Here is a 13,990-nt window from a genome sequence, read left to right as displayed (position 1 = left end):
GCGACTGATTTCCTCGGAAAGGCACGCCTCCATGCCTGACCTCCTGCGCCGAAGCATCGGTCTGATCCATCCGCGCCTGGCCGTGGTCGGGCATGACGTTGGCATGGTCTGGCTGGCCTGGATCGCGACCTACGCGGCACGCAATGCCGTGTTGCCCGAACCGCAGCCGGTGATCTGGTTCGGCCCCGAAGTCGTCGTGCTGCTCGCGGTACAGGCCGCCGTGTTCTGGTGGACCGGGCTCTACCGGGGACTCTGGCGCTTTGCGAGCCTGCCGGACCTCTGGAACATCGTGCGCGCCGGCGCGATCGGCGCGGCGCTCGTGGCGATCACGCTGTTTCTCTACAACCGTCTGGCCACCGTGCCGCGCGGTGTGCTGCTGATCTATCCGGCCGCGCTCGTGGTGTTTCTCGGCGCGCCACGCCTGGGCTATCGCTTCTGGAAGGATTCGCGCCTGGACCTGTTCAACGACAGTCCGAGCCAGCGTGTGCTGATCCTCGGTGCCGGCCGCGCCGGCGAGGCGCTCGCGCGCGACCTCAAGCGCGAGAACCGCTATCGCGTCGTCGGTTTCGTCGATGACAACGCGCAGCTGCGCGGCGCCAAGCTGCATGGCGTGCCGGTGCTCGGCACGCTGGAAAAACTGCCGCAGATCGCCGCCGAAGTCGCCGCGCAGATGCTGCTGATCGCGATGCCCTCGTCGAGCAATGCGCAGATGCGCCGCGTCGTGGAACTGTGCGAATCGACCGGTCTGGCGTTCCGCACCGTGCCGCGCCTCGATGACGTGGTCTCTGGCCGCTCGCAGTTCAACGAGCTCAAGGAGGTCGCGATCGAGGATCTGCTCGGGCGCGACCCGGTGCAGCTCGACTGGACCGCGATCCGCAGCGGGCTGACCGGCAAGCGCGTGCTCGTGACCGGCGGCGGCGGTTCTATCGGTTCCGAGCTGTGCCGCCAGGTCGCGCGCCTGGGCGCGAGTTCGCTGACCGTGCTCGAACTGTCGGAATACAACCTCTACCGCATCGAGCAGGAACTGCGCGCGGCCTGGCCCGACCTGATCTTCGACGCGCGCATCGGCAACGCCGGCGACGCGGCAACCTGCGAACGCCTCTTCGCCGCGACGCGGCCGCAAGTCGTCTTCCATGCGGCGGCCTACAAGCATGTGCCCTTGCTGCAGGGCCAACTGCGCGAAGCCGTGCGCAACAACGCGCTCGCGACACGCTGCGTGGCGGATGCCAGCGATCGCCATGGCGTGGAATGCATGGTGCTGATCTCCACCGACAAGGCGGTCAACCCGACCAGCATCATGGGCGCGTCCAAGCGCGTCGCCGAGATCTATTGCCAGAACCTCGCCGGACGCTCGTGCACGCGCTTCATCACAGTGCGGTTCGGCAACGTGCTGGACTCGGCCGGTTCGGTGGTGCCGCTGTTTCGCGAGCAGATCCGCGCCGGCGGCCCGGTCACCGTCACGCATCCGGAAATCACGCGCTATTTCATGACCATTCCGGAAGCCTGCCAGCTGATCCTGCAGGCCGAAGTGCTGGGCAAGGGTGGCGAGATCTTCGCGCTCGACATGGGCGAACCGATCCGCATCCGCGACCTGGCCGAGCAGATGATCCGGCTCACGGGCAAGGTGCCCGGTCGTGAGATCCAGATCGCGTATACCGGCCTGCGCCCCGGCGAGAAACTGTTCGAGGAACTGTTCCATCCGCTGGAGAACTACCGCAGTACTTCGCACGTCAAGATTTTCCTCGCGCAGCCGCGCAGCATGAGCTGGGAGATTCTCAACGCCCAGCTCGCGCGCGCCGCCCAGGCCGTGCAGGAGTTCGACGAGGACCAGCTGCGCCGCTGCATCGCCACGCTGCTGCCGGATTTCGCGTTCCGCGGCGGCGACGAGGCCGCGGTCGTTCCGTTCGATCGGGCGCAGGGACACCAATAGATTTTCGCCGCATACCGGTTTCAGAGGAGCGTCGGCGCGCGGCAGCGACTGTCGATGCCGATACCACGAGAGCACAACGGCGAGGCGTCCGCCTCACGCGACGCCGACACCGTTCGGCGCATTACGCCATACCGCATCAGCCAGGAGTTCGCATGTCGCAACGTCTACGCAAGGTCGTCTTTCCGGTTGCCGGTTTGGGCACGCGCTTCCTGCCGGCCACCAAGGTCGTGGCCAAGGAAATGCTGCCGGTACTGGACCGTCCGCTGATCCAGTACGCCGTCGACGAAGCCGTCGACGCGGGCGCCGACACGCTGATCTTCGTGACCAACCGCTACAAGCACGCGATCGCCGACTATTTCGACAAGGCCTACGAGCTCGAAACCAAGCTTGAGCAAGCCGGCAAGAAGGAATTGCTGTCGCTGGTGCAGAACGTGCTGCCCAAGCATGTGCGCTGCGTCTTCGTGACCCAACCCGAGGCGCTGGGCCTCGGCCATGCCGTGCTGTGCGCCAAGCCGGTCGTCGGCAACGAGCCTTTCGGCGTGATCCTGCCCGATGATCTGATCTGGAACAGCGGTCCCGGCGCGCTGCGCCAGATGGCCGAACTGGCCGCGTTCGAGAATTCCGGCGTCATTGCGGTCGAAGAAGTGCCGCATGAGCAGACCAGCAAGTACGGCATCGTCGATGCGCGTCCGATCAACGACCGCGCTGCACTGATCAAGCTCATGGTGGAGAAGCCCAAGCCCGAAGACGCGCCGTCGAACCTCGCCGTCGTCGGTCGCTACGTGCTGCCGGGCCGCATCTTCTCGCTGCTCGAAGCGACCAAGCCCGGCGCCGGCGGCGAGATCCAGCTGACCGACGCGATCGACGCGCTGCTCAAGCAGGAGCGCGTACTGGCCTATCGCTTCGAAGGCGAGCGCTTCGACTGCGGCAACAAGCTGGGACTGGTTCAGGCGACCCTGCATTTCGCGCTGCAGGACCCGATGCTGGCCGCGGCGACGCGGGAATTCGCGGCGCGCAAGTAGTCGTCAGCGCGCAGCAGGGAAGGCCGGCGATGCAGCAACACGACCTGAGCTACATCCTCAATCACCTCGGTGAGGAGGACCGCGCGCGCCATCGCGGCGCGGTCGCGCCGCCGATCTATCAGAGTTCGATCTTCGCGTTCGAATCGGTGGCGCGCATGCGCGCGGCGTTCGGCGACGAACTCGACACCACGCTGTATACGCGCGGCAACAACCCCACCGTCGAGATCCTGCGCAAGAAGCTGGCCGCGCTCGAAGGCGCCGAGGACGCGCTGCTGTTCGGTTCCGGCGCGGCGGCGATCGCCGCCGGCGTGATCGCAGGGCTCGGCGCGGGCGACCACGTGATCTGCGTGCAGAAGCCGTATTCATGGACGCGTACGCTGGTGCGCGATCTGCTCGGCCGCTTCGGCGTGAACCACAGCTTCGTCGACGCGCGTGACACGGCGCAGATCGAAGCCGCGCTGACGCCGCGGACGCGCCTGATCGTGCTCGAAAGCCCGAACACCATGACCTACGAGCAGCAGGACCTCGCCGCTGTCGCCGCACTGGCGCGCGCGCGGCATCCGCACGCTGCTCGACAACAGCTATGCCACGCCGCTGCACCAGCGCGCGATCGCGCTCGGCATCGATCTCGTCGCGCATTCGGCGACCAAATACCTCAACGGACATAGCGACGTCGTCGCTGGCGTGCTCTGCGGCAGCAAGGCACTCATTCGCGAGGTATTCCAGGGGCCGTACATGACGCTGGGCGCGATGCTGTCGCCGCATGACGCATGGCTGCTGATCCGCGGGCTGCGCACCTTGCCGCTGCGCATGCATCAGATCGCCGCCACGACCGCGCGTGTCATCGGGTTCCTTCGATCGCACGCGAAGGTCGAACGTCTCTGGTATCCGCACGATGCGGGCGATGCCCAGTTCGAGCTGAGCCAGCGCCAGACCTCCGGCGCGAGCGGCCTGCTGTCGTTCACGGTCCGCTGCGATTCGACGCTCGCGGTCGAGCGCTTCTGCGACGCGCTGCAGCGCTTCCTCATGACGGTGTCCTGGGGCGGCTATGAATCGCTGCTGTTTCCGGTCGCCGCGGTCTATCCGAGCGATACGCGCGTCGGTGCCGAACGTGCGGGCCAGGTGCCGGTCAATCTGGTACGCCTGTCCATAGGGCTGGAAGAACCCGAGGTGCTGATCGCCGATCTCGCCCAGGCCCTGGATCGCGTGTAGGGTTGCATCAACGGTCCCGGAGGAAACATGCGCCATTCGTCCTGTCTGCTCGCTGCATCTGCGTTTCTCCTCTCCGCCTGCGGCAGCCTGCCGCTGCGCTCGTCCGGCGCTGACGTCGCCGTCGCCGTGCCGCAGGAACTGGCCGGCGAATACGACAATCACGCGGAGCGCTGGAACGCGTCCGGCGGCGGCAAGCAGGCCCCGTCCGGCAATGCGGCACCCGCAATCCATCACTGGCTGAGCCATCCGGGCGGTGACAGGAACCAGCTGCTCTGGCGCGTGGTGCTTCCGGACACCACGCCGGTACAGGAAGCCCGCTGGCTGCTGGTCAATGAGAAAAATGGATTTGTTCCGTATCGTCCGCTGAGTGCGGAAGCCGAAGCGGTATTCCAGAACAGCGCCAGAAGCGTGCGCCTCGACGAAAAGTCCTGGGCACCGCTGAACGCCTGCACGCTCAAGGCCGCAGCCTCGCGCAACGGCCTTGCGTTCGCCGCCGATCCGGCGGCCTGCAGCGCCTTGCTGCCGGGCATTGGTGCGACGGCCGCGTTGCTGCCGCTGCGGTTCGAGCTCGTCGACGATCGCCTGCGTGTCGTGCTCGTGACCGACCAGGCCCGTGGCGTCGACGCGGCCACGCTGTCGCAGCGCGTGCGCTGGTTCACCGGCTGGGATGCGCTCAACGGCGGTGGCGCCAAGGCCGCCGCCGACAACAACGACTGGCACCTGCGTCGCGACCTGCGCCTGCACAGCGAAGGCGGTCGCGTCGCGCTCAAGTATCGCGACGGCGCGGCGTCGGGCTATTCGCTCGAGCTGGCGCGGCTGACCTATCGTGAAAGCAATACCGAAGTGCTGCGGCTGGCCGTGATCGAGGATGCCAGCGGCAAGACCCTGAGCTATGTCTGGGGCGATCCCGGTGCGACGCGCATCGGCCTGAGCCTGGGCTGGTTGCAGGTCGGTCTCGAAGCCGAAGGCATGACGCGCGATACGCGCACGCGATGACTGGACTGCCCGCCAGCTACTACCGCGCCACGGCCACGGCCTACGGCGGATTCGCTCCGCTGACGGGCCGGCAGGCGAGGCGTGTCGTGGTGATCGGCGGCGGTTACGCGGGCCTCAACACGGTCCTGGGGCTGGCCGAGCGCGGTGTGACCGATGTCGCGCTGCTGGAAAGCGACGACGTCGGCTTCGGCGCCTCGGGGCGCAACGGCGGTTTCGTCTTCGCCGGTTATTCACGTGGCGAGGAAGCGCTGGTCCGGCAGCTCGGTCCTGAACATGCCAAGGCGCTGTTCCTCAGTACGCTGGGCGGCGTGCAGCTGATTCGCGCGCGCGTCGGCAAATACCGCATACCGTGCGCGATGGTCGACGAGGGTGTGATCTGGGCCAACTGGTTCCGCAATTCGCGCGTGCTGCGCGAGCGCCAGCAATTTCTCGCCGAACAGTTCGGCGTGCACTGGGACTTCGTGCCGCGCGCCACGCTGCGCGAACTGTTGCGCAGCGAGCGCTATGGCGATGCGCTGTGGGAGCGCAGCGCGGTGCATCTGCATCCGCTGAACTATGCGATCGGACTGGCCCAGGCGGCCGCGGCCAAGGGAGTCGCGATCCACGAGCATTCCGCCGTGCGCGAACTGACGCGGCAGGGACAGGGCTGGCGCGTGCGCACGGCCGAGGGCGAAATCGAAGCTCAGCACGTCGTGCTCTGCTGCGGCGGCTATCTGGCCGGACTCGATGCGCAGGTCGATCGCGGCATTCTGCCGATCGCGACCTACGTCATGGTCACAGAACCGCTGGGCCCGCGCCTGCGCGAGTGCATCAACACGCGCGCGGCGGTCTACGACACGCGCTTTGCGTTCGACTACTACCGCCCGCTGCCCGATTCGCGCCTGCTCTGGGGCGGGCGCATCTCGGTCCGTGATCGCTCGCCCGAACGCGTGCGCGACCTGCTTTACCGCGACCTGCTCAAGGTCTATCCGCAGCTCGCCGGTACCCATGTGGATTTCGCGTGGTCCGGCCTCATGAGCTATGCGCGCCACCAGATGCCGCAGATCGGGCGCAAGCCCAACGGTCTGTGGTACGCCCAGGCCTTCGGCGGCCACGGGGTCGCGCCGACGACGGTCGCCGGCGAACTGCTCGCCGCGGCCATCGCGCAGGACGACACCGCGTGGCAGCGCTTCGCGCCGTTTGGCCTCACCTCCGCGATGCGCCCGTTCGGCTTCCTGGGCGCGCAGGCGAGCTACTGGTGGTATCAGGCCAAGGACTGGATGGCCGATTTCCGGGATACGTGAGCGGATCGTTGAGGCAGCGACACGGGCTCGGAGATAAGGTCTGCTGTTGCCTGGTCGCTTCACTCAGGTCGCGCGACGATTGTCGATGGTGACATCGTCGGCTCCTGTCGTCGTCGCACGAAAGGGCATGTCGGCGCAGCGGGCCTCAGTCCGGCGTCACGCTCGAACGCACGCGATACCCATCCCGCCCCGCGCTCTTGGCGTCGTAGAGCGCCGCATCGGCGATCTGCAGCAGTTCGGCGGCGCTCAGGGCGGCATCGCTCTGGCTGATCGCGACGCCGACGCTGGTGCTGATGCTCAATGTCACGTGGTGGTCGTCGAGCACGAACGGCTTGCGCATCGCCGCGACGATCTTTGCGGCAGCGGCGGACGCGTACTGCGAGCGGCGCATGCCTTCGATGATGACGGTGAATTCGTCGCCGCCGAGACGCCCGATCACGTCGGATGGACGCAGCACGCCGGCCAGACGCTGGGCGAACATCTTGAGCACGGCATCGCCGACCGCGTGGCCGTGGGTGTCGTTGACCTGCTTGAAGTGATCGATGTCGAGGTACATGACTACGAGCATCGAGCGCTGGTCGCGGCTGCGTGTGAGTGCACGTTCCAGGCGCACGAGGAAGCCGGCGCGGTTGGCCAGGCCGGTGAGGCTGTCCATTTCCGCGGCCTGTATCCAGCGCTGCTCCTCGACTTTCTTGCGCGTGACGTCCTGCGCCATGACGTGGATGCCGAGCACCTGGCGCCGCTCGTCGTCCCACTGCGGAATGTAGATCAGCTCCGTGCAGGAATAGCCGTCGTCGCGGCGGTCCTCGTCTTCGAACTCCACGCGCTGGCCGCGCAGCGCCTGCTCGATGTAGGGCAGGCGGCGCTGGTAGGTGGTGTCGCCGAGCACGCTGCGCGCGTGCCGGCCGATGATGCGGCCGCGCTCGCCGCCGAGGCTTTGCTCGTAGGCCGCATTGGCGAACTGGAAGCGCAGCGACGCATCGACGTAGGCGATCATGGCCGGCATGGCGTCGGTGATGGTGCGCAGGCGCTGCTCGTTGCGGCGCAGCTGCTCTTCGGCCAGGTGGCGCGCGGTGATGTCCTCGACGCTGCCGGCGTAGCCGATGATCTCGCCTTCGATGACGAGCGGTGCGGCCTGTATCGACACCCACACCGTCTGGCCGCTGTCCTGGCGCAGTCGCAGGCGTGACTGGAAGCGCGCGCGCGCCGCGGTGGCCGCGAGCCAGTCGCGCGCGACGCGGTCGCGATCCTCGGGATGCACGGCCTGCAGCCAGCCGCTGCCGCGCGCTTCGTCGCTGCGCAGGCCGGACATGCGTTCGAACGCGCGGTTGACGTAGCTGCAGGCGCCATCGAGACCGGCGCGGAACAGGCCCAGCGGCAAACCGTCGTTGACCGCCTCGAGTTCGGCCTGCTGTTCGCGCAGGCGGTGCTCGTAGAGGAGCCGCTCGGTGATGTCGAGCGCGTAACCGGTGACGAACGGCGCGCCGTTCTCGTCGTGCATCACGCGATTGTTGTACTCCCAGACGCGCTGGCCGCCGTCGCGGTGCAGCACGTAGAGCAGGCCCGAGTCCGCCTCGTCGCGCGCGATGCGGCGCAGATAGTCCTGGTAGCGCGCATGCAGCGCCGGCGGGACTATCTCGAACATCGAGCGGCCGACGAGTTCGGCGACGCGGTAGCCCAGCGCGCTCGCCGCGGCGGGGTTGATCGACTGCACCACGCCGTCGAAGTCGTGCGTGCAGATCAGGCCAAGGCTCTGCTCGAACAGGTCGCGGAAGCGGCGTTCGCTGGTCTCGATCGAACGGATCGCCTGGCGCTGCGCGGTCACGTCGCGGGCCATGACCAGACGCGCCTGGCGCCCGCCGTAACGCAGTGCGCACGTCGTGGTCTCGACCAGGAATACGCGGCCGTCGGCACTGCGATGACGCCACAGCTCGGCGTCGGCACGCTCGTTGTCGGGCAGGGCCAGGGCGGCGCGCAACTTGGCGTGATCTTCTGGCGGGCGGATGTCGAACAGGGTCATGCCGAGGAACTGTTCGCGCGACCAGCCGTAGGCGCGCAGCGCCGCATCGTTGACGGTCAGAAAGCGCAGGCTGATGCGGTCGAATACCCACATCGGCAGCGGTGCGAAGTCGAACACCGCCTGCAGGTCGTCGCGTTGCAGGCGCATGGCGTTGACGCCGTCGCGCAGGGACAGGGTCTGCGTGACCACCCGCCGCAGCGTGGCCGCATCCAGCGTAGGCAGCGCGAGCCAGGCGGACGCGCCGGCTTCGATCCAGCGCCGGCCGCGTGTCACGTCCTCGTCGCTGTCGAGCGCGACCCAGGCCGTCGAGGGCGCAAGCTGGGCAAGCTGCGCATAGGTTGGCGTAGCAGGATCGAGCGCTTCGACGAGCAGGATGTCGCAGGCCACGGCCGGCAGGGCGCGCACCGCATCGTCGAGCTCGCCCAGCGCAGTGACGTGGTCGCCGCCATTGCGCAGCAGGCCCGTCAGCGCGCGGATCACCGCTGCGCTGCCGATCAGGCCGATGTCTACACCCGCATTCATGTCCTCGTTTTGCCTGCAGCCGGAATCTGTCCCCGGAGGACGAACCGATTCTAGCAACGCAGCCGGTGTGTGATGCGCAGGCGATGTGACGAGCGCTGTGCAGGGAACTGCAAGCACGGGCTTGTCACTCACGCGGCGACGGATCGTGCAGCACGGCAGCGCGTGGCGCGGCGCGAGTGTACGATCTGCGCACTTTGCGATTTTTCGCCTCTGCGGCAAGCGCGCTGGCACGGGGAGCCGTCGTCGGCGGGCTAGTCGAACCCGTCGGCGAAAATGCCATCGGCTACGGCCGTCGCGGGCAGGCGCACGATGTCGTAGTCGAGCGGGCTTCCGGGTACCTCACGGCCCCAGTACAGCTGCACATGGCTTGCCGACGTGCCGACCAGCGGATGCGGTTCGACGTCGCTCGCAGCGGCGCTTTCGTGCTGGGTCAGCGCCGGTTCGAACAAGGCGCCGTCGAGGGATCGCTGCGAGTAGATGTCGTATTGGCTGGCGTTGGCATGGATGTAGAACACGACGAAAGCGTCGTCGGGCATCACGACGGGCAGCGAATCGTGATTGTCGCCGCTGGCGGTCAGGCTGGTCGGCGGTGCGCTCCAGTCGCGGACATCGGTGGTCGTCTTGGCGAGGATCTGGAGCACCGACGCGCCGGATTGATAGGTTGCCAGGTAGCGGCCGTCGCTCGCGCGATAGGTGATACGCGGCAGCTGGCTGCCGGTCGAGATCGTCGTCTGCAGTTGATCCCAGGTCACGCCGTTGTCGCTGGACTGGGCCACGTAGCTGCCGCTGCCCAGGCGCTGGTAGCTCATCGTCAGCGTACCGTCGGGATGGCGGATCACATGCGGATTGAGCTGGCCACCGGTGCCGCCGAGGGCCAGCTCGCCCTGTTCAGTGAAACTCACGCCGTCGCTGGAAGTGGCGCGGAACAGGCGGTAGCTCGTGAGCGCGCCGCTGCCCTTCAGATAGAACAGCACGAAGGATCCGTCGCCGAGCTGCAGCAGCGCCGGATGGCGTTCGTTGGCGTTCGTGGCGATCACGCTCGTGGGCGTAGACCAGGTGGCGCCATCGTCGGCGGAGCGTGTGATCCACAGATCGCCGATGAGGTTGGTGTCGAGGCGCTCGAACGCCAGCAGCAGCTCGCCGTTGGCGGCGCGCAGGATGGACGGCTGATAGTCGGTGCCGCTGCCGCCGCTGACGATCTGCTGCGCCGGGGCCAGCGCCGGCGTGAGCAAGGCCAAGGCGACCGCCATTGCCCGACGCCGTGTGGGTGCTGGATTCGTCATCGCGGCTTCCGGTTCGTGGATGCGCGTTTGTGCACCACGCGCCGAGGTGTGGTCAATGGCCGCTCAGACAAATCGCTGCCGACCGGTTCGAGGGGCCAGTCTCGCGGTCAGCTCGCCGGGCAGGGGCCACCGGCATCCGCCCACAGCTTGAATCTGGCGACGAATTCCGCATGCGGCACCGGCACCGGCGCGCGTTCGCCGCCGGGATTCCAGCCCCACAGCACGAGCTTGTCTTCGCTGACGTGCTTGAGCAGGGCGGCGAAATCACGGCCACCGTTTTCGTTCTTGTCCTGGATCATGCGGCACAGCGCCGGTGCGCTCAGGCCTATCGTGACCATGCGGCGCTGCGGCGGCGGCAGCGCCCAGTGCGGCGCACCCGGTGGCGCGTGCGGGCCATAGCTGGCCGGCAGATTGGCATCGCCGTGGCAGGTCGAGCAGGGCAGGCCCTCGGCGCCGTGGCCGGTGGGACCGCGCACTACGCCCATGCTGTGCGGCAGGCCGGCATCGAACTGCAGCGGCGCGTCGCCGGGGATATGGCAGTTCTGGCAGCGCGGGTGCTGGAACACCTGCTTGACCGTGTCGAATGCGGCGAGCGCGGCTTTTTGCTGCGCGGGATCGGGGCCGGTATTGCATCCAGCCAGCAGCAGTCCGGCGAACGAGGCGAGGGCGATGCGGGTGAGGGCAGGCATGGCGGTCGTCTCCTCAGCTCGTCGCGCGCAGCGGCAGCTCGCGCTGGCGCTGGCCGGTCAGGGCGAACAGGGCATTGGCCAGTGCCGCGGCAATCGGCGGCACGCCGACCTCGCCGATGCCACCGGGCTTGTCGGTGCTTGGCACGATGTGCACGTCGATCTGCGGCATCTGGTTCATGCGCAGCACGCGGTAGTCGTGGTAGTTCGATTCCTGCACGCGGCCCTGCTTGAATTCGATCCTGCCGAACAGCGCCGCGCTGAGGCCGAACACCACGCCGGATTCCATCTGCGCGGCGATGCCGGCCGGATTCACCGCGATGCCGCAGTCGATCGCGCAGGTCACGCGATGGACGCGGATCGCGCCATTCTCGACCGAGATCTCGGCGACCTGGGCCGCATAGCTCGCGAACGATTCGTGCACGGCGATGCCGCGCGCGCGTCCGGCCGGCAGCGGTGTGCCCCAGCCGGCCTTTTCCGCGGCGAGATTGAGCACGCCCAGGTGCCGCGCGTGCTTGCGCAGCAGGCCCTGGCGGAACGCGACCGGATCCTTGCCGGCCGCGTGGGCGAGCTCGTCGATGAGGCTTTCCATGACGAAGCCGGTATGGCTGTGCCCGACCGATCGCAGCCACAGCACGGGAACACCGGTTTCCGGGGAATGCAGGTCGACGCGATGGTCGGCGATGTCCTTGACGTAGGGCGAATCGGCCACGCCTTCGACCGATGTCGCGTCGACGCCGTTCTTGATCATCATCGCGAAGGGCGTGCCGCCGAGTATCGACTGGCCGACGATGCGGTGCTGCCAGGCGACCGGTTGGCCCGCCTCGTCGAGGCCGACCTCGACCTTGTGCACAAATGCAGGACGGTAATAGCCGCCGCGGATGTCGTCCTCGCGCGTCCACACGGTCTTGACCGGCTTGCCAGCGGCCTTGGCCACCTCGACGGCTTCGGAGACGAAGTCGCTGGTCGGCGTGGCGCGCCGGCCGAAGCCGCCGCCGAGGAACATCGTGTGAATCCTGACCTGCTCGGGCTTGAGCCCGGTGATGCGCGCCGCAGTGGCCTGTTCGAGGGTCTGGAACTGCGTACCGGTCCAGACCTCGCAGAGATCCTTGCCGATCTTCACCGTGCAGTTCAGCGGTTCCATCGGCGCATGTGCGAGATAGGGCACGGCATACTCGGCCTCGACACGTCTGGCTGCCTTGGACAAGGCCGCCGTCGCATCGCCGGCCTGGCTGGCCACGGTCCCTTCGCTGCCGGCGTATTTGGCGTATTCCTCACGCAGACTGGCGCTATCCAGGCTTGCATTGGGTCCGAGGTTCCATTCGATCCGCAGCGCGTCGCGGCCGCGCTTGGCGGCCCAGAAATGATCGGCGACGACGGCGATGCCGCTAGGCACCTGCACGACGTCGCGCACACCGGGAACCTGTTTCGCGGCGCTCGCGTCGAAGCTCGTGACGCTGCCGCCGAACACCGGCGAGCGTGCCACGACGGCGGTCAGCAGACCCTCGAATTGCACGTCCATGCCGAACTTGGCACGGCCATCGATCTTCTCGGGCGTGTCGAGGCGCCTGGTCGGCTTGCCGATGAGCTTCCAGTCTCTTGGATCCTTGAGCGCTACCGTCTTGGGCGCGGTCAGCTTCGCCGCGGTACCCACGAGTTCACCGTAGCGCGCGTGTTTGTCGCCGGCGATGACGCTGCCATTTTCAGTGCGGCAGGCGGCGGCCTTGACCCCGAATTGCTTCGCGGCCGCCTGGATCAGCAGCGCGCGCGCCGTCGCTCCTGCCTGACGATAGCGTTCGAACTCGGTCCAGGTACTCATGGAGCCGCCGGTGAACTGCATCGGCATGCCCATGGCGAAATAGTCCGGCGCGGCCGGCGCATGCTCGACGCTGATGCGGCTCCAGTCCGCATCGAGTTCCTCGGCGATCAGCATCGGCAGCGCGGTCCAGATGCCCTGGCCCATCTCCGAATGCGCCAGCAGCACGGTGATGCGGTCGTCCGCACCAATGCGCAGGAATGCGTTCGGCGCGAGGCTGGCCGCCGCTGGTTCGGCCGCGGCCTGGGCCAGGCGATGGGCGCCGGGCACGAAGAACGACACGACGAGCGCGCCGCCGCCGAGCGCGGTGGTCCTGAGGAAATCGCGTCGCGAAGAATCGGTGCTGGTTTTCATGCGCGCCTCGCTGGCAAAGAGGGAGCGTTCCCGGTGAATCGCCGGTTTTCGCGTCAGGTCTGGCCTGAGCCTCAGGTCTGGCCTGAGTCTTTGACCAACTCGGCCGCGCGGTGCACGGCGGCCCTGACGCGCTGGTAGGTGCCGCAGCGGCAGATGTTGCCGCTGAGTGCGGCGTCGATGTCGGCGTCGGTCGGCGCGGGCTTGACCTTGAGCAGGGCCACGGCCGACATGATCTGGCCGGACTGGCAATAGCCGCACTGGACCACATCGAGTTCGGCCCAGGCACGCTGTACCGGATGGCTCGCATCGGCCGAGAGACCTTCGATCGTCGTGATCGACTTGCCCGCCGCCGCGCCGACCGGCATCACGCACGCGCGTAACGGCGCGCCGTCGACATGCACGGTACAGGCGCCGCATTGCGCCATGCCGCAACCGAATTTGGTGCCGGTGAGCCCGGCGATGTCGCGAATGACCCAGAGCAGGGGCATGTCATCGGGAACGTCGAACTGCTGCGTCTTGCCGTTGATCGTGAGGCTGACCATGAGGACTCCCGATGCTGCCGATGGGTGGCTCGGTTTGCGCGTTGGCGTGGCGCGCGGGTATTGCGCGGGCACGCGGTTCGACGCGGGAGAGCATGGAGTTCTGCGGGTGGGGGCGTCAACCGTTGATTTGGGACGCTGCTGGTCTGGCATCAGTTGATGGTCTGGCACCAACGGATTTCGATCGCTTGCAGCGCTCGACCGCTTGTGGTTTGGCACCAACGGATTTCAATCGCCCGCGGCGCTCGACCGCTTGTGGCTGGGCAAGAAGGGCTTTCGATCGCCTGCGGCGCTCGACCTACTCTTTCTTTGCGGTGTGCAAAGAAA

General features: G+C 67.5%; 12 protein-coding genes. 7 read left to right on the top strand and 5 right to left on the bottom strand.

The window, feature by feature from the left end; all coding sequences use genetic code 11:
* Positions 1-31 precede the first annotated feature (31 nt).
* The 6 genes from RUU78_RS09855 (at position 32) to RUU78_RS09830 (ending at position 6,443) form a co-directional block, all read left to right on the top strand.
* Positions 32-1,930 (top strand): nucleoside-diphosphate sugar epimerase/dehydratase, encoded by a 1,899-nt coding sequence (locus RUU78_RS09855; protein WP_313916095.1) that lies wholly within the window; start codon positions 32-34, stop codon positions 1,928-1,930.
* A 152-nt stretch (positions 1,931-2,082) separates the two neighbouring features.
* A complete protein-coding gene (galU, locus tag RUU78_RS09850) occupies positions 2,083-2,952 on the top strand; it encodes a UTP--glucose-1-phosphate uridylyltransferase GalU (protein ID WP_313916094.1) in 870 nt (289 codons plus the stop codon).
* Positions 2,953-2,981: 29 nt separating this feature from the next.
* Positions 2,982-3,620 (top strand): PLP-dependent transferase, encoded by a 639-nt coding sequence (locus RUU78_RS09845; protein WP_313916092.1) that lies wholly within the window; start codon positions 2,982-2,984, stop codon positions 3,618-3,620.
* The gene (locus tag RUU78_RS09840; RefSeq protein WP_313916171.1) at positions 3,511-4,164 is read left to right on the top strand and encodes a PLP-dependent transferase; all 654 of its coding nucleotides are present in this window, start codon (positions 3,511-3,513) and stop codon (positions 4,162-4,164) included. The genes RUU78_RS09845 and RUU78_RS09840 overlap by 110 nt, the downstream gene beginning before the upstream one ends.
* A 27-nt stretch (positions 4,165-4,191) precedes the next feature.
* A complete protein-coding gene (locus RUU78_RS09835; RefSeq protein ID WP_313916090.1) occupies positions 4,192-5,160 on the top strand; it encodes a hypothetical protein in 969 nt (322 codons plus the stop codon).
* Positions 5,157-6,443 (top strand): FAD-binding oxidoreductase, encoded by a 1,287-nt coding sequence (locus RUU78_RS09830; protein ID WP_313916088.1) that lies wholly within the window; start codon positions 5,157-5,159, stop codon positions 6,441-6,443. The genes RUU78_RS09835 and RUU78_RS09830 overlap by 4 nt, the downstream gene beginning before the upstream one ends.
* Positions 6,444-6,588: 145 nt before the next feature.
* Here RUU78_RS09830 and RUU78_RS09825 read toward each other — a convergent pair whose 3' ends face one another.
* The 5 genes from RUU78_RS09825 to RUU78_RS09805 form a co-directional block, all read right to left on the bottom strand.
* Entirely contained in the window at positions 6,589-8,985 is a 2,397-nt protein-coding gene (locus RUU78_RS09825) for a PAS domain S-box protein (RefSeq protein ID WP_313916086.1), read from the bottom strand.
* A gap of 251 nt (positions 8,986-9,236) precedes the next feature.
* Positions 9,237-10,235, bottom strand: coding sequence for a sialidase family protein (locus tag RUU78_RS09820; RefSeq protein ID WP_313916084.1), 999 nt, complete (start codon positions 10,233-10,235; stop codon positions 9,237-9,239).
* Between the two features lie 140 nt (positions 10,236-10,375).
* Positions 10,376-10,957, bottom strand: a complete 582-nt coding sequence (locus RUU78_RS09815) for a hypothetical protein (RefSeq protein WP_313916083.1) — start codon at positions 10,955-10,957, stop codon at positions 10,376-10,378.
* A 13-nt stretch (positions 10,958-10,970) separates the two neighbouring features.
* Positions 10,971-13,124, bottom strand: coding sequence for a xanthine dehydrogenase family protein molybdopterin-binding subunit (locus RUU78_RS09810; RefSeq protein ID WP_313916081.1), 2,154 nt, complete (start codon positions 13,122-13,124; stop codon positions 10,971-10,973).
* A gap of 71 nt (positions 13,125-13,195) precedes the next feature.
* Positions 13,196-13,666 carry a 2Fe-2S iron-sulfur cluster-binding protein gene (locus RUU78_RS09805; RefSeq protein WP_313916079.1) on the bottom strand — a complete coding sequence of 157 codons (471 nt, stop codon included), beginning with the start codon at positions 13,664-13,666 and terminating at the stop codon, positions 13,196-13,198.
* A gap of 11 nt (positions 13,667-13,677) precedes the next feature.
* Here RUU78_RS09805 and RUU78_RS09800 point away from each other — a divergent pair.
* Positions 13,678-13,990: hypothetical protein (locus RUU78_RS09800; protein ID WP_313916077.1), on the top strand; the 313-nt coding region annotated here is incomplete at its 3' end.

Source organism: Tahibacter sp. (assembly GCF_032229445.1).
GTDB lineage: Bacteria > Pseudomonadota > Gammaproteobacteria > Xanthomonadales > Rhodanobacteraceae > Tahibacter.
The sequence above is the reverse complement of the archived record's forward strand: the minus strand, read 5'-3'. Positions and strand labels throughout refer to the sequence as shown.